Raw genomic sequence first — 14,303 nt, 5'->3', positions numbered from 1 at the left:
CCAGAGTTGGGACCGAATCGCCGGGCCGTATTTTTCCCAGAATCGATGCTACCTCTTGTCTGCCCCCGGCGAAGTGCGATAGAAACCAGCGCCGACAGTGGAATTTGATTCGACCCAATCTAGCGACTTTGATCAATGTCTATCATCCCACGGGGGAGGTGGGTAAATGACTCGGGCGCGAATGCCTCGCCCGCACGAGGTAGCCGCCGCGCGCCGCGACCCCAGGCTGCTCAGGGCGCTGGCGGAACGTCGGCTGGACGAGGCCTGGCGGACCCGAGGCGTCTGCCAGAGCGTCGACCCGGAGACGTTCTTCCCGGCGCCGAGCGAACCGGCCGACGCGGCGGTGGCGCTCTGCCGGACATGTCAGGTGCAGGGTCCGTGCCTGGCGTGGGCACTCGATGCCGGTGACAGCCATGGCGTGTGGGGGGCGACCACACCACGGGAACGCCGGGCGATGCTGGTGGCCTGGCAAGGCGGGGCCGGGCCTGACACGCCGCCGCCGGCCGAGTCCGGCCCACCGGTGCGCGACCGGCTGTTGAGCCTGGTCCCACTGAGTTGACCCGGGCCGCAGCCGATGGGCCGACCGGCGCCCAGCTTGTGGACACACCGCGCGGGCCGGCCCGGATCGACCTGGTGACGCCGCTGGCGCCACCGGCGAGCCTGCTCGTGCTGGGGCACGGTGCCGGCGGCGACGTCACCGCGGCGGATCTGGTGGCCCTGCGTGCCGCCGCCGTCCGGGCCGCCGTCGCGGTCGCCCGGGTCACCCAGCCCTACCGGGTCGCCGGTCGTCGGGCTCCGGCGCCCGCCCAGCAGTTGGACGAGGCCTGGCACGCCGTCGTCGTCGGCATCCTCGCCCGGTTCGAGGATCCGCCACCGTTGATCGTCGGCGGTCGTTCCAGCGGCGCCCGGGTCGCCTGCCGCAGCGCTGCGGCTGTCGGGGCCGCCGGTGTCATCGCCCTGGCGTTTCCGCTCCACCCGCCGGGCCGCCCGCAGCGTTCCCGGGCGGACGAGTTACGTACCGACCGACCGACCCTGGTGATCAACGGCGACCGCGATCCGTTCGGCGTACCGGCCGCTGGCCCGCAGCGGGACGTGGTGATCCGCCGGGGGGAGCGGCACGACCTGCGGGGCGACCCCGCCGGACTGGCCGAGGTGGCGGTCGACTGGCTGGCCCGGCACGGCTGGGCACGTCGCTGACCGGTGTCCGTAGCCGGTGTCCGTGTCTGATCCCCCCGGACCTCGTTGCATCCGGTGGGCGCGGTGCCGCGGGCACCCGCCCGAACGCCGCAGTGGCTACACCACCGCGGAGCCTCCCAGGCCCCTCCCGGTTCCGGAACCACCGCGTACGGAGCCGGGAGGCGCGGCGGAAGGCCGGCCGGTGAACGCGGCGCGGGCCAGGTCACCCCGGGACCGGCAGGCCGCGATGTGCGGAATGCCGCCGTACCCGGCCGGCGTTACAACCCCGCAGGAGCGATCTGCGAGAAGGGGTGAACCGGTGCGAGCCGACATACAGGGCGGGACCGGGCTGGTTGGTCGGTCGGCAGTCCGACCGGATCTGCGAAACGCGACCGATTGGTCACCTGACGTGTGGCTGGCGGCGCGGCTCGCCACCGGTGACTCGTCGTGGCCGTCGACCGGGTCGTCGACCGGGTCGTCGACTGCCCGACGATCCGCAGACGCGGCAGTGTCGCGATCGGTGAGCGCGGGCACACCTGGCCGAAGCACGTCTACGGGTCAGGTTTTCCGCGTATCCTCGGCGGGACAGTCGAGGGGGGACAAGGGGTTGACCCGATCCGAGCGGACAGACGATCGGCGTGCGCGGTTCGAACGCGACGCGCTGCCCTTCGTCGACCAGTTGTACGCGGCGGGGTTGCGGATGACCCGTAACCCGGCCGATGCCGAGGACCTGGTGCAGGAGACGTTCCTCAAGGCGTACTCCGCCTTCCACCAGTTCGAGGAGGGCACCAACCTCAAGGCCTGGCTCTACCGCATCCTGACCAACACCTACATCAACTCCTATCGTCGGCGCCAGCGCCAGCCGGTGCAGGCCCCCACCGAGGAGATCACCGACTGGCAGCTCGCCGCCGCCGAGTCGCACACGTCGAGCGGGCTCAAGTCGGCCGAGACCGAGGCCTTGGAACGCCTTCCCGACAGCGACGTCAAGAACGCCCTGCAGCAGCTGCCCGAGGAGTTCCGACTCGCGGTCTACCTCGCGGACGTCGAAGGCTTCTCCTACAAGGAGATCGCTGACATCATGGGCACTCCGATCGGGACGGTAATGTCCCGGTTGCACCGTGGCCGGCGGAACCTGCGTGGCATGCTGGAGCGTTATGCCGCCGATCGCGGGCTCAACCGTGCCCGGTCGACCAACTCCACCGCAGCCCGCCAGGAGGTGTGACAATCGTGCAAGGCGGTGACTCATTCGACCAGGACTGCCGTCAGGTGCTCGCCGAGGTCTACCTCTACCTGGACCTGGAGTGCGCCGACGAGCGGCGCCGGCTGATCCGCCACCACCTCGACGAATGCTCGCGCTGCCTGCGCGAGTACGGCATCGAGCAGGAGGTCAAGGCGCTCGTCGCGCGGTGTTGCGGCAAGGAGATCGCGCCGGCCGAGTTGCGCGACCGACTGCGGGCCAGGCTCAGCGAGTTCGTCTTCGAAGGCGATTCACGGGAGTACCTGCCGGACTGACAGCTCGTGCCTGCCCGCCGGGTCGGGACCATCGGATCCCGCCCCGACGAGCGGCGACGACTCAGGAGTTGGGGCGCTTGCCGTGGTTGGCCGCGCTCTTCTTGCGGGCCTTCTTCTTGCGTGACTTCTTGGCCATCTGTCCTCCCGTCGGGACGAAACCTCCCGTGGACCGGGAGCTGACAGAGTTGATGCTAGGCCGGCCCGGTGACCGGCATGCGTGGTGGGCACATTGTTGGATACCGTTCCCACATCGCGTCGGTGGATGAGGGAGGGCGGCGATGGCCGAGGAGATCCGGGCCGAGATGGTGGCGAACGTCTGGAAGGTGGTGGTCACCGCTGGTGACACCGTCGCGGACGGGGACACCCTGGTGATCCTGGAGTCCATGAAGATGGAGATTCCGGTGATCGTCGAGCGCGACGGCGTGGTGGCCCGACTCGCGGTCGACGAAGGCGACGTGGTGCAGGAGGGCGATCTGATCGCGGTCATCGAGTAGGCCCGGTCGCTGCTGAGCGGCTACTGCCGGCTGGTCACTGCCGGCGGGTCAGCGGGTCACGGCCGACCGAGCAGCCGGCGGAGCAGCCCGGGGCGGCGCTGGCGCGGGATCCGGGCCGATCGGCCGACGACCCGCCGAGCGGTGGCCGCCGTGTCCGGATCCAGTTCCGGTGTGGCCAGAGCCAGATGTCCCAACGACCGTAGGATCGGCATGCTCCGATGACCGGCCACCTCCACCGCGTCGGTCAGCCGTTCCGCGACCACCCGGGCCACGTCCGGGCGTACCGCCGGATCCACCCAGGCAGCCGTGACCAGCGCGAAGAGCGCGGCTTCGGCGGCCCAGTCCTCGACGCCCCAGGCGACGTCGACGAGAACCCGGCGCCTGGTCGAGCCTGGCCAGGCCTCGTCGGTGCGGTGATGCAGCATGCCCAGACACGCCCATACCTGCACGCACCGCAGCCAACCAGCCGGGTCGACGGTGGCATCGTCGGGCGGTGGCGGATGGACCAGCAGGCCGAGCAGGTCGTCCACGTCGAGGGTGGCCAACGCGACCGCGTCGTCGTAGGCCCCCGGCGGGTGCTGCCATCCGGGGCGTGCCACCTGCCGGATGCGCTCGCAGGCCTGGGCGGACGGATGCTCCAGCGCCGGGTCCGGCTGCCAACCAGCGTAGCGCCACAATTCCCGTACCGAGGTGCGCCGTGGCTGCCGTGGGTCGGGCGTCGGGGTCCGCTCGACGGTGACCGGCAGTCCCGGGAAGGCAGCGTCCAGCAGCCGCATCGCGCTGGGCGGTTCCGGGTGCCGCAGCGACAACCGGCTCGGCACCTGGCCGCGGGTGAGCGCCCGTTCGATGGTGGCGACCACGGTCCCGCCAGCGGCCGGTAGCCGGGACAGCCACGGCCGGTCGTGGCAGCATTCGGCCAGGTCGTGGTGTTCGTGGGTGTCGTCCGGATGATCGCGCTGGAAGTCCGCGAGCGCGATCAGGTGGCTCAGGTCGCCGTCGCGCCGGAAGCGCAGTCGGTGCGCGGTGTGCACCGCGCAGTCGAACGTCGGGTTGCGGATCAGCGCCTGGTCGATCCAGTCGAGCGCGGCGTCGAGCCGCCCGGCGTCGGCCAGCGTGCCGGCGATGTCGGCGTAGATCGACAGGTCGTCCGGGTCGTGCGCACTGGCGCGCCGCAGCGCGGCGATCGCGTCACCGGTGCGACCCGCGCTGCGGTACGCGTATCCGAGCCAGACCTCGGCCAGTTTGGACGGTTCGGCCTGGACCCCCTGCACCGCCCAGTCGAGTGCGATGCCGATCTCGCCGAGCCGGCGGGCCAGCGCTGAACTGGCACCGAGCAGAAGCCCGTGCTCGGCGTGCGCGGCCGTGGCGTGCTCGGCGAGCCGCAGGTACGGCAGCAGCGGCCGGCGGTCGGTGACCGGCACCGGATCGGGCACGCTCGCGCAGATCTGCATGAGTACGATGGCTATCTGGTCGGGGTCGACCCGGTCAGGCAACTCCGCGGCGCTGATCCAGGGCACCCCGGCCCAGTCCATCGTCGGCGTGTGGCCGGTGGCCGCGGCGAGCAGTTCCAGGCCCTCACCGGGGCGCCCCGCGGCGGCCAGCAGGTGTGCCCGGGCGACGACGGCACCGATGAAGACGTGTTCCTCCAACGGGAACAGGTCGAGACCGCCGGCCGTACGCGCTGCCAGCCGGGTGAGCATCTCGTGAACTTCCGGCATGGTCGGGGCATGGGTGATGGCTCCGGCGACGTGGTCGGCGGCATGTCGGTAGTCGCCCTCCGCCAGCGCCATCCGAGCCAGCGCCAGCTCACCCTCGGCGGCCAGGCGTGGGTCGTGCAGTCCCTCGGACACGTTCTTCCGATCCTCGCAGCGTGATCGTCCCCCCTTGGCTCCGGCAGCCTAGGGCACGGAGCGCGATTCGTCGTACCCTGCGCGTTACTGCTTGTTTGGTTGATCTTTGGTGCTACAACGTGCAAGAATGAGCAGAATTCGAGCGGCAATGCGCAGCGTTCGGTGGACGCGGAAACTGGGGAGGCGCCGTGAGTCAACCGGGAGACGGGAACCCGCCAGGTGCTGCGGTCGGACCGGCGCAGCCGGGAGCCGGAATGGCCGCCGACATCGCCGAGCAGCCGGCCGGATACGCCCGGCTGCTCGAATCCGACCAGGCCGGCGCGATCGCGACCGTGGCGGCGGCCGTCGCCCGACACCAGCCTCGGCATGTCGTGTTCACCGCCCGTGGCACCTCCGACCACGCCGCGCTGTACGCGGCGTACCTCACCGAGATCCGGCTCGGGTTGCCCGCCGGCCTCGCCTCGCCGAGCGCGATCACCCTCTTCGGCGCCCGGCCGGACCTGCGGCACGCGCTCGTCATCGGCGTCAGCCAGAGCGGTGGCTCGCCGGACCTGGCCGAGGTGCTGCAGGTCGCTCGGGCCCAACGGGCGTTGACCCTGGCGGTCACCAACAACCCCGACTCGGCCCTGGCGCAAGCCGCCGAGTTCCACGTGGACATCGCGGCCGGTCACGAACGGGCGGTCGCCGCGACCAAGACGTACACCGCGGAACTGCTCGCCCTGCTGATGCTCATCGAGGGCATCCGCTGCGGCGACGGCCGGCTACCGGCGGCCGAACGGGCGGCGTTGGACACCCTGCCCGGGCTGGCCGACGAGGTCCTGGCCGACCGCGCGGCCACCGACCTCGCGCCGCGTTACCGCTTCGCCGCCCAGTTGGTCACCACCGGCCGGGGGTACGCCTACCCGACGGCCCGGGAGACCGCGCTCAAACTGATGGAGACCTCCTACCTGCCGGCGTTGGCCTTCTCCGGTGCGGACCTGCTGCACGGCCCACTCGCCATGGCCGATCCGGACGTGCCGGTGCTGGCCGTCGTCGGCTCCGGCCCGGGTGGCGCGGCCATGCGCGAGGTGCTACGTCGCCTCGGCGAGCGGCGGGCCGACGTACTCACCATCGGTGCCGGTGGCACCGGGATCGTGCTACCGCGGGTGGACGAGAGGTACGCCCCGATGCTGGACATCCTGCCGGCACAACGGCTGGCGCTGGCCCTCGCCCTGGCCCGCGGCGAGGATCCGGACACCCCGCGTGGGCTGGCCAAGGTGACCGCGACCCGGTGACGGACCTGCCGGGCTGACCCCGCGCATGGCAGGCTACGGGTGTGTCCACCCTGCGCGATCTCGTCGAAGAGCACACCTCGCTGCGCCCGGTCGACATCGACCACCTGCACCGGCTGGCCGGGGAGTGGCAGCTGTTGTCCGACCTGTCCTTCGCCGATCTGCTGCTGTGGGTGCCGGTGGCGGCGGGCGGCTCGTTCCTGTGCGTGGCCCAGGTACGTCCGACCACGGCGCCCACGGCGTACCAGGACGATCAGGTCGGCCGGACGGTGGACGGCCCGGAGATCGCGCACCTGACCATCGCGTACGCCCAGGGCCGGATCTGGCGGGAGGGCGATCCCGTCTGGTACGGCAACACCCCGGCCCGGCACGAGGCCATGCCGGTGCGGCTACGCGACGCCGCCGGCGAAACGGGGCGGGTGATCGCCGTGATCGGCCGGGACACCAACCTGTCCACCGCGCGAACCCCCAGCCAGCTCGAACTCAACTACCTGACCACCGCGGACGACCTGGCCCAGATGGTCGCCGACGGGACCTTCCCGCCGGTGCGCCATCCCGGGGAGACCACCTCCGCGCCCCGCGTCGGTGACGGGCTGATCCGGCTGGACGCCAGCGGCAAGGTCACCTACGCCAGCCCGAACGCCCAGTCGGCGTTCCGTCGGCTCGGGTTCTCCGCGCACCTGGTCGGCGAGGACCTGGCCGTGCTGGTCCACCGACTCGCCGACGATCCGCTGGACGGCACCGACGTGGCGAACCGTTTCCTGGCCTCGCTGCGTGGCGAGGCTCCGGCCCGCAAGGAGATCGACGCACGCGGCGCCGCCATGCTCACCCGGGCCCTGCCGTTGATGCCCGCCGGCGTGCCGATCGGCGCCCTGGTGCTGGTCCGCGACACCACCGAGGTACGTCGCCGGGACCGGGCGCTGATCACCAAGGACGCCACCATCCGGGAGATCCACCACCGGGTGAAGAACAATCTGCAGACGGTCGCCGCGCTGCTGCGGCTGCAGGCCCGCCGGGTGGAGCAGCCGAGCGCGCGGGCCGCCCTGGAGGAATCGGTACGCCGGGTCGCCTCCATCGCTCTGGTGCACGAGACGCTGTCGATGTCCAGCGACGAGGCGGTCGAGTTCGACGGCATCGTCGACCGGGTGGCCAGCGCGGCCACCGAGGTGGCCAGCACCGAGATCAGTGTGGCGATGCACCGGGCGGGCAGCTTCGGCGTACTGCCCGCCGAGATCGCCACCTCGCTGGTGATGGTGCTCAACGAACTGCTGCTCAACGCGGTCGAGCACGGGTTTCCGCCCCCCGCCGAGCCGGCCGACGTGGCCTGGCCCGGCGCCCGGGTGGTGATGACCGTGCAACGGCTCCGCAAACAGCTGCACGTGACAGTGGCCGACAACGGCCAGGGGCTGCCGGCCGACTTCGACGCCGACGCCGGGAGCCGGCTCGGACTGCAGATCGTCCGGGCGCTTGCCACCGGCGAACTGCGGGGAAGCATCGAGCTGCGTAATCGCGCCGAGGGCGGCACCGAGGCGGTCCTGGTGGTGCCGCTCGGCCGCAGGTGAGGCCGGTCACCCGGCGCCCGTCATGTGGGATGCCGGCGCTGGTTTCCTGGCCTGCGCAGTACGGATGTGGCAGCATACCGTACATGACCGCTGCCGTTGAGCGCCGCTTCGTGGCCCGCCGCCACGTCGACTACGGACGCGTCCGCAGCGCCATCTGTCCGGCCGGCTGAGTACGCCCGACCTTTTTTGTGTTCCGGGCGGCATCCGCGCCGGCCTAGCTCCAGCCTGAGTCCGGCCATCTGAGATGGCCCCGGCGTCCGTGCCGCTTATTCGAAACTGATCGATACGTAGACGCGATCGATACGTAGACACGGAGGACGCCGCGATGGCGCGCAGCAGCACCCCGACCCGACCCGGCCGCCGGCGTGGTGAGGGACAGTGGGCGCTCGGGCACCGCGAGCCGCTCAACCCCAACGAGCGGAACAAGAAGGACGATGATCCGCTCAACGTCCGAGCCCGCATCGAGAACATCTACGCCCACCGCGGGTTCGCCTCGATCGATCCGGCCGACCTGCGCGGCCGGTTCCGCTGGTGGGGCCTCTACACCCAGCGCAAGGCGGGCATCGACGGCGGGCGCACCGCCGTGCTGGAGCCACACGAGCTGGAAGACGAGTACTTCATGCTCCGGGTGCGCATCGACGGTGGTCAGCTCAACCTGGCCCAGCTGCGGACCATCGCCGACATCTCGCAGCGGTACGCGCGCGACACCGCCGACATCACCGACCGGCAGAACATCCAGCTGCACTGGATCCGGGTCGAGGACATGCCGGCCATCTGGCGGGCGCTCGAAGCCGTCGGCCTGCAGACCACCGAGGCGTGCGGCGACTGCCCGCGGATCGTGCTCGGCAGCCCGGTCGCCGGCGTCGCCGCCACCGAGAAGGTCGACCCCACCCCGGCGATCGACGAGATCATCCGGCGGTACGTGGGCAGCACGGAGTTCTCCAACCTGCCCCGCAAGTTCAAGTCGTCGATCTCCTGGCTGGCCGACACCCCGTACGAGGTCAACGACATCTCCTTCGTCGGTGTCGACCACCCCGACCACGGCCCCGGGTTCGACCTGTGGGTCGGCGGTGGGCTCTCCACCAACCCGATGATCGCCAAGCGACTCGGGGTGTGGGTGCCGCTGTCCGAGGTGCCGGACGTCTGGGCGGGAGTCGTCGGCATCTTCCGCGACTACGGTTACCGCCGGCTGCGGCACCGCGCCCGGTTGAAGTTTCTGGTCGCCGACTGGGGTCCGGAGAAGTTCCGGCAGGTGCTGGAGAAGGAGTACCTCGGCCGGACCCTGTTGGACGGACCGGCGCCGCAGCTGCCGGACAAGCCGATCGACCACGTCGGCGTGCACGACCAGGCCGACGGCCGGCGCTACGTCGGCGCCGCCCCGGTGGTCGGCCGGGTCTCCGGCAGCCAGCTCGCCGCCCTGGCCGAGCTGGCCGCCGAGCACGGTTCGGACCGGGTGCGGCTCACCCCGTACCAGAAGTTGCTGGTGCTGGACATCGCGCCGCAGCGGGTCGAGTCACTGGTCGACGGGATGCGGGCGATCGGGTTGCAGGCCCGTCCGTCGACCTGGCGACGGGGCACCATGGCCTGCACCGGGATCGAGTACTGCAAGCTCGCCATCGTCGAGACCAAAAAGCGCGGCGCGGACCTGGTCGAGCGCCTCGAACAACGGCTGGCCACGGCCGGCCTCGACGACGGCACCGACATCTCGATCCACATCAACGGGTGCCCCAACGCCTGCGCCCGCACCCAGGTCGCCGACATCGGACTCAAGGGTCAGCTGGTGGTCGGCCCGGACGGCAACCAGGTGGAGGGCTACCAGATCCATCTCGGCGGTGGTCTCGGCATGGCCCAGGGACAGACCGCCGGGTTCGGCCGCAAGGTCCGCGGCCTGAAGACCACCGCGGACGAGCTTCCCGAGTACGTCGAACGCGTGGTCCGCCGCTACCTGGCCGCTCGCGCCGACGGCGAGACGTTCGCCCACTGGGTCGTGCGGGCCGACGAGGAGGAGTTGCGATGAACGAGCGAGGTGAGGTGCGATCATGAGCGCCGAGACACGCGCGGCACCGCTCTACTGCCCGTACTGCGGCGAGGAGGATCTGCGCCCGCACGAGGGGGCGCACACCGGGTGGGAGTGCCACGCCTGCGCCCGGGTCTTCACCGTCACGTTCACCGGGCTGCTGGCCCGGCAGGTGAGGTCATGATGGCCCCGGTCCTCGCCGCTGATCTGAATCTGGTCCGGATCGGCCCGATGGCCGAGCGCCCGCCGACCCGTCGTAGCCCCGCCGAGCTGCGGGCGCTCGCCGAGCGGGCCGGCCGTGAGCTGGCCGACGCCCCGGCCGAGGAGATCGTCCGGTGGGCGGCGGACACCTTCGGCGACCGGTTCTGCCTCACCAGTTCGATGGCCGACGGAGTGCTGGCGCACCTGGCCTCCCGGGTCGCCCCTGGCGTCGACGTGGTGTTTCTGGACACCGGGCTGCATTTTCCGGAGACACTGCGGGTCCGCGACCAGGTGGCCGCCACGATGCCGGTCACCGTCCGGTCGATCCGGCCCCGGATGACCGTGGGCCAGCAGGACGGCGAGTACGGTCCACGGTTGTTCAACCGGGCTCCGGACGAGTGCTGCGCGCTGCGCAAGGTCGAGCCGCTGGAGCGGGCGTTGGGCGACTACGACGCCTGGGCGGCCGGGTTGCGCCGCGACGAGTCGCCGACCCGGGTCAACACCCCGGTGGTCGGCTTCGACGCCCGGCGCGGCCGGGTCAAGGTCAACCCGATCGCCGCCTGGACCCAGGCCGACGTGGACGCCTATGTCTCCCGGTGGACCGTGCCGGTCAACGAGCTGTTCCGGCAGGGCTACACCTCGATCGGCTGCTGGCCGTGTACCCGGCGGACCACCGCCGGGGAGGATCCCCGGGCCGGGCGGTGGGCGATGTTCGACAAAACCGAGTGCGGCCTGCACGCATGATCGGCCCGTTCGGGTCCGGGACAGCCGGATCTGTGCTGGTCGGGCCCGAAGCGTCCGGTTCGCCGCCGGCCGGATCCGCCCGCGCCGCGACGGATCCGATCGTGCTCGTGGCGCACGGCAGCCGGGACCCGCGGGCGGCGGCGGCCACCAGGTCGCTGGTGCGCTCGGTGGCCGCGGCCCGCCCCGGGGTCGACGTACGGGCCGCCTACCTGGACCACGCCGGGGCCCGGCCGGGCGCGGTGCTCGCCGATCTGCAGGCCGCCGGGTACGACCGGGCGACGGTGGTGCCGCTGCTGTTGACCGAGGCGTTCCACGGGCGAGTAGACGTTCCGCAGGTGGTGCGGGCGGCCCGACTCGACGGGCTGCGGATGCCGGTCACCCTCACCGGCGTACTCGGGCCGGCGGTCGGCGCCGGCACCGTGGATCCGTTGCTGGTGGCCGGGTTGCGTCGGCGGCTCGCCGAGGCGGGATCCGGCTGGGACGCGGTGGTGCTGGCCGCGGCGGGTACCCGGTCGGAGCCGGCCCGGCGTACCGTCGCTGCCGCGGCTGCGGCACTCGGTGCCGCGCTCGCCGTGCCGTGCGCCGCCGGCTACGCGTCGGCCTCACCGCCGAGCACCGGTACGGTCGTTCGCACGCTGCGGTCGGCAGGTGCCCGGCGGGTGGCACTGGCGGCCTACTTCCTGGCGCCGGGACTGCTTTTCGACACGGCGGTGGGGTCGGCCCGGGGGGCCGGTGTGCGGCACGTCGCCGCTCCGCTGGCCGGTGCCGCCGAAGTGGCCCGACTGGTGCTGTGCCGGATCGACCAAGCGGCTCTGCCGGTGCCGGCCTGCTGATCCGGCGGGTTCCCTGGACAACGCGAGACGCCCCGGAGCTGACTCCGGGGCGTCGTTCGGACGTCGCGTGGTTGGTGGTGATGTGGGGTCAGGCTGTGTGAGCGCGCAGGACGCGCAGTCCGCCGCGACGCTTGACGGCGCGCCGCTCCTCTTCGCTCATCCCGCCCCAGACGCCTGCGTCCTGCCCGGACTCCAGTGCCCATTGCAGGCACTCGTCGGTCACGGAGCAACGCCGGCAGACGGCCTTGGCCTGCTCGACCTGCAGGATCGCGGGGCCGGACGTCCCGATCGGGAAGAACAGCTCCGGGTCCTCGTCGCGGCAGGCAGCATGGTGACGCCAGTCCATGGCGGCAACACTCCTCATTCTGGATCGGTGGCGGTAAATGCTCCGGTCTTTCTCTATGCGCCCGCGAGGCCGGCCACGACAGAGTGCATCTGTCGGATCGGCAGCGCGTGAGCAGGCGTTAGCCTGTTGGAACGTTGCTCCGAGCTGCCGCGTGGCGAGCGCATCCAGGCAACGTCCCGGGTGAATCGGTCCGCTTGTGAATACTTTCACGAACTCCTGTGATGTCAAGAGTGGTGCTCAGAAAAAGTCCACTTGGGTGAGCAACGTCACGACCTGTTTGTCCCTTTTCTGACACCCACCGACACCCGGAGTGCGACAGTCAAGAATCAATGTAGTACGGTCCGCCCTGCACTGCAGGCATTTCCGCCACGTGTCTCCCGGCTGACTCGTCACGCTCTGCAGTTGTCATCTGGTTACGGAGAGTGTCAGAACACGACCCGAAGTGCTTCTCTGACTGCCGTGAAGCGGACCTTGAGCCGTTCTCCGAGATAATCTCCGTCGAGTTGAAAGGCCTGTGGTCGAGTTGCGGATAGCGTAAATTCGGACAAATTATGCAATTGGACCACCTTCCGTCCCCGAGGATCCGGCCGCCGCGCCGCCACCTGTGCCATCGTGCGTGCCGTACTCGGCACACGCAGTTGCCGCAGGGCCAACACATCCAGGCCGAGGTCGAACGACGCCGCCGGATTCGGGTTGATCGCCCGATCTCCGATGAAGGTCCACGGAGCGGTGTTCTGAATGACCACCGTGGCCAACTCCAATTCTGTCGGCTCTCCCGGCTGCTCCAGCCGGATCGCCGGGTGCCGCCGGTCCATGCCGATGAAGAACTCGCCGACCATCGACCGCAGGTAGAGGCCGGCCGTCGACTTGCGCCCGCGCAGCCGGGCCCGCTCGACCTGCCGGATGACCGCTGCGTCCAGACCGAGGCCCGCGCAGAAGGTGAAGTACCGGTCATCGGCCCGACCCAGACCGATGGTCCGCAGTCGCCCGGCGCGCAGCCCTTCCAGCAAGACGCTCGTCGCCTCCGACCACTGCGGCGGAAGGCCGATGGCGCGGGCGAAGACGTTGGTGGAGCCGCCCGGCACCACGGCCAGCACGGGTAGCCGGCTCGCGGCCGATGCCGGCGCGGCCAGCGCCGGTGCGGAGGTCATCAGCCCGTTCACCGCTTCGTTGACCGTACCGTCGCCGCCCAGGGTGACCACGACGTCGAAGCCGTCCTCCGCGGCCGCGCGGGTGAGCGCCACCGCATGCCCACGCCGGCGGGTGTACTCCACCGACAGGTCGACTTCGCTGCGCAACGCCCGGACGATCAGATCCCAGGTGCGTTCGCTGGTGGTGGTGGCCTTGGGATTGACCACCAGGAGGGCCCGCATGGCCGGCACTGTATCGCGCCGCGACGCGGGTATCGTGACGCCGTGACCAGTGACGTACAGCCCACTCCGGCGACGCTGCGGTGGGCGGTCCGGTTACTCGCCGGCGAAGCGGTGGCGCTCGGTCTGATCGCCGGATACCTCGCCTATCAGGACGTCGCCGGGACAGCTACCGATCTCGCGTCGGCACTCATCGTGACCGGTTTCGCGGTCGGCGGTGCCGCGCTGCTGGCTCTGCTCGCCCGGCTGCTCTACCGGCGTCGCGCCGCGGCGCGGGCGCCCGCCATCGTGTTGCAGTTGATGCTGCTGCCGGTCGGCTACTACCTGATCGTGGGTGGTTCGTCCTGGCTGGGCGTGCCGCTGATCGTGCTCGGGCTGGTGGTCTGCGTCCTGCTGGTGAGCCCACCCAGCACCGGGGCGTTCGGCCTGCGCTGACGAGCGTCCGGCCGGCACTGAAGCGGCCCGGTCCGGCTGGCGAACCGGCCGGGTCCGGCTGGCGAACCGGTGCCGGGATCAGCGGCCGGCGGACCGGCGATTGAGGAGTTTGATGCTGGCCTGGCCACCGTCGATGGCGGCGGTCGTGGAGGTGGTCAGCGCCCGAAGCACCTGCCAGGCGAAGGACGGCTCCGGCGGCAGCTTGGCACCGCGTACGGTCGATACCGTGACCTCGACGGTGAGTGCGTCCTCGGTGACCGAGAAGCGACACTCAAGATCGGCGCCGCGGGCGGCCACCGCGAGCAGTATGGCGCACGCCTCGTCGACCGCGATGCGCAGATCTTCGATTTCGTCGAGTGCGAACTGTAGCCGGGCGGCCAGTCCGGCCGTCGCCGTCCGCAGGACACTCAGATAGCCGCCATCAGCGGGCACGGTGAGTAGCACGACGTCGTCATCGAGCGTCGACTCTGATTGTGTGACCAGCGAACTCAT

The 14,303-nt window shown here is 71.0% G+C and carries 17 protein-coding genes; 12 read left to right on the top strand and 5 right to left on the bottom strand.

Translation table 11 applies throughout. The features are described 5' to 3' along the window. Positions 1 to 166 precede the first annotated feature (166 nt). The 4 genes from ACN27F_RS11620 to rsrA all read left to right on the top strand — a co-directional run bounded on the left by ACN27F_RS11620 (position 167) and on the right by rsrA (position 2,688). Positions 167 to 559, top strand: coding sequence for a WhiB family transcriptional regulator (locus tag ACN27F_RS11620; protein ID WP_421433289.1), 393 nt, complete (start codon positions 167 to 169; stop codon positions 557 to 559). After that, entirely contained in the window at positions 556 to 1,197 is a 642-nt protein-coding gene (locus ACN27F_RS11615; RefSeq protein WP_421433288.1) for an alpha/beta family hydrolase, read from the top strand. Before ACN27F_RS11620 ends, ACN27F_RS11615 begins: the two co-directional genes overlap by 4 nt. A gap of 388 nt (positions 1,198 to 1,585) precedes the next feature. Further along, the gene (locus ACN27F_RS11610; protein ID WP_421433287.1) at positions 1,586 to 2,398 is read left to right on the top strand and encodes a sigma-70 family RNA polymerase sigma factor; all 813 of its coding nucleotides are present in this window, start codon (positions 1,586 to 1,588) and stop codon (positions 2,396 to 2,398) included. A gap of 5 nt (positions 2,399 to 2,403) precedes the next feature. Further along, positions 2,404 to 2,688 carry a mycothiol system anti-sigma-R factor gene (rsrA, locus tag ACN27F_RS11605; RefSeq protein WP_421440132.1) on the top strand — a complete coding sequence of 95 codons (285 nt, stop codon included), beginning with the start codon at positions 2,404 to 2,406 and terminating at the stop codon, positions 2,686 to 2,688. A 61-nt stretch (positions 2,689 to 2,749) separates the two neighbouring features. Here rsrA and ACN27F_RS11600 read toward each other — a convergent pair whose 3' ends face one another. Further along, complete coding sequence (locus tag ACN27F_RS11600; RefSeq protein WP_369814844.1) at positions 2,750 to 2,824, bottom strand: 50S ribosomal protein bL37; 75 nt, start codon at positions 2,822 to 2,824, stop codon at positions 2,750 to 2,752. A 142-nt stretch (positions 2,825 to 2,966) separates the two neighbouring features. Here ACN27F_RS11600 and ACN27F_RS11595 point away from each other — a divergent pair, with 142 nt between their 5' ends. Continuing rightward, on the top strand, positions 2,967 to 3,182 hold the full coding sequence (locus tag ACN27F_RS11595) for a biotin/lipoyl-binding carrier protein (protein ID WP_421433286.1): 216 nt from the start codon (positions 2,967 to 2,969) through the stop codon (positions 3,180 to 3,182). Positions 3,183 to 3,238: 56 nt separating this feature from the next. Here ACN27F_RS11595 and ACN27F_RS11590 read toward each other — a convergent pair whose 3' ends face one another. Then, positions 3,239 to 4,972, bottom strand: a complete 1,734-nt coding sequence (locus ACN27F_RS11590) for a tetratricopeptide repeat protein (RefSeq protein WP_421440130.1) — start codon at positions 4,970 to 4,972, stop codon at positions 3,239 to 3,241. Between the two features lie 314 nt (positions 4,973 to 5,286). Here ACN27F_RS11590 and ACN27F_RS11585 point away from each other — a divergent pair, with 314 nt between their 5' ends. The 6 genes from ACN27F_RS11585 (at position 5,287) to ACN27F_RS11560 (ending at position 11,660) form a co-directional block, all read left to right on the top strand. Further along, positions 5,287 to 6,306 (top strand): SIS domain-containing protein, encoded by a 1,020-nt coding sequence (locus ACN27F_RS11585; RefSeq protein WP_421440128.1) that lies wholly within the window; start codon positions 5,287 to 5,289, stop codon positions 6,304 to 6,306. A gap of 41 nt (positions 6,307 to 6,347) precedes the next feature. Continuing rightward, the gene (locus ACN27F_RS11580; RefSeq protein ID WP_421433285.1) at positions 6,348 to 7,865 is read left to right on the top strand and encodes a sensor histidine kinase; all 1,518 of its coding nucleotides are present in this window, start codon (positions 6,348 to 6,350) and stop codon (positions 7,863 to 7,865) included. Between the two features lie 325 nt (positions 7,866 to 8,190). Then, positions 8,191 to 9,882, top strand: a complete 1,692-nt coding sequence (locus ACN27F_RS11575) for a nitrite/sulfite reductase (protein WP_421433284.1) — start codon at positions 8,191 to 8,193, stop codon at positions 9,880 to 9,882. Positions 9,883 to 9,904: 22 nt separating this feature from the next. After that, on the top strand, positions 9,905 to 10,066 hold the full coding sequence (locus ACN27F_RS11570; protein WP_421433283.1) for a hypothetical protein: 162 nt from the start codon (positions 9,905 to 9,907) through the stop codon (positions 10,064 to 10,066). Then, a complete protein-coding gene (locus ACN27F_RS11565; RefSeq protein ID WP_421433282.1) occupies positions 10,063 to 10,827 on the top strand; it encodes a phosphoadenylyl-sulfate reductase in 765 nt (254 codons plus the stop codon). The genes ACN27F_RS11570 and ACN27F_RS11565 overlap by 4 nt, the downstream gene beginning before the upstream one ends. Then, entirely contained in the window at positions 10,809 to 11,660 is an 852-nt protein-coding gene (locus ACN27F_RS11560; RefSeq protein WP_421433281.1) for a sirohydrochlorin chelatase, read from the top strand. The genes ACN27F_RS11565 and ACN27F_RS11560 overlap by 19 nt, the downstream gene beginning before the upstream one ends. A gap of 88 nt (positions 11,661 to 11,748) precedes the next feature. On the opposite strand, the gene ACN27F_RS11555 is transcribed toward ACN27F_RS11560, so the two are convergent. Further along, the gene (locus ACN27F_RS11555) at positions 11,749 to 12,006 is read right to left on the bottom strand and encodes a WhiB family transcriptional regulator (protein WP_421433280.1); all 258 of its coding nucleotides are present in this window, start codon (positions 12,004 to 12,006) and stop codon (positions 11,749 to 11,751) included. 425 nt (positions 12,007 to 12,431) lie between these two features. Next, on the bottom strand, positions 12,432 to 13,379 hold the full coding sequence (locus tag ACN27F_RS11550; RefSeq protein ID WP_421433279.1) for a diacylglycerol/lipid kinase family protein: 948 nt from the start codon (positions 13,377 to 13,379) through the stop codon (positions 12,432 to 12,434). A gap of 42 nt (positions 13,380 to 13,421) precedes the next feature. Here ACN27F_RS11550 and ACN27F_RS11545 point away from each other — a divergent pair, with 42 nt between their 5' ends. Beyond that, complete coding sequence (locus ACN27F_RS11545) at positions 13,422 to 13,811, top strand: hypothetical protein (RefSeq protein ID WP_421433278.1); 390 nt, start codon at positions 13,422 to 13,424, stop codon at positions 13,809 to 13,811. Between the two features lie 78 nt (positions 13,812 to 13,889). Here the strand turns inward: ACN27F_RS11545 and ACN27F_RS11540 are convergent, their stop codons facing one another. Further along, positions 13,890 to 14,303, bottom strand: coding sequence for an ATP-binding protein (locus tag ACN27F_RS11540; protein WP_421433277.1), 414 nt, complete (start codon positions 14,301 to 14,303; stop codon positions 13,890 to 13,892).

Source organism: Solwaraspora sp. WMMB335, from assembly GCF_049179075.1.
Classification (GTDB): Bacteria; Actinomycetota; Actinomycetes; order Mycobacteriales; family Micromonosporaceae; genus Micromonospora_E.
The sequence above is the reverse complement of the archived record's forward strand: the minus strand, read 5'-3'. Positions and strand labels throughout refer to the sequence as shown.

Coding starts and splice junctions, on each gene's coding strand:
- ACN27F_RS11620 (WP_421433289.1), top strand. CDS start 167: ATGACTCGGGCGCGAATGCCTCGCCCGCACGAGGTAGCCGCCGCGCGC.
- ACN27F_RS11595 (WP_421433286.1), top strand. CDS start 2,967: ATGGCCGAGGAGATCCGGGCCGAGATGGTGGCGAACGTCTGGAAGGTG.
- ACN27F_RS11590 (WP_421440130.1), bottom strand. CDS start 4,972: ATGGCGCTGGCGGAGGGCGACTACCGACATGCCGCCGACCACGTCGCC.
- ACN27F_RS11585 (WP_421440128.1), top strand. CDS start 5,287: ATGGCCGCCGACATCGCCGAGCAGCCGGCCGGATACGCCCGGCTGCTC.
- ACN27F_RS11575 (WP_421433284.1), top strand. CDS start 8,191: ATGGCGCGCAGCAGCACCCCGACCCGACCCGGCCGCCGGCGTGGTGAG.
- ACN27F_RS11570 (WP_421433283.1), top strand. CDS start 9,905: ATGAGCGCCGAGACACGCGCGGCACCGCTCTACTGCCCGTACTGCGGC.
- ACN27F_RS11565 (WP_421433282.1), top strand. CDS start 10,063: ATGATGGCCCCGGTCCTCGCCGCTGATCTGAATCTGGTCCGGATCGGC.
- ACN27F_RS11555 (WP_421433280.1), bottom strand. CDS start 12,006: ATGGACTGGCGTCACCATGCTGCCTGCCGCGACGAGGACCCGGAGCTG.
- ACN27F_RS11550 (WP_421433279.1), bottom strand. CDS start 13,379: ATGCGGGCCCTCCTGGTGGTCAATCCCAAGGCCACCACCACCAGCGAA.
- ACN27F_RS11540 (WP_421433277.1), bottom strand. CDS start 14,303: ATGAGTTCGCTGGTCACACAATCAGAGTCGACGCTCGATGACGACGTC.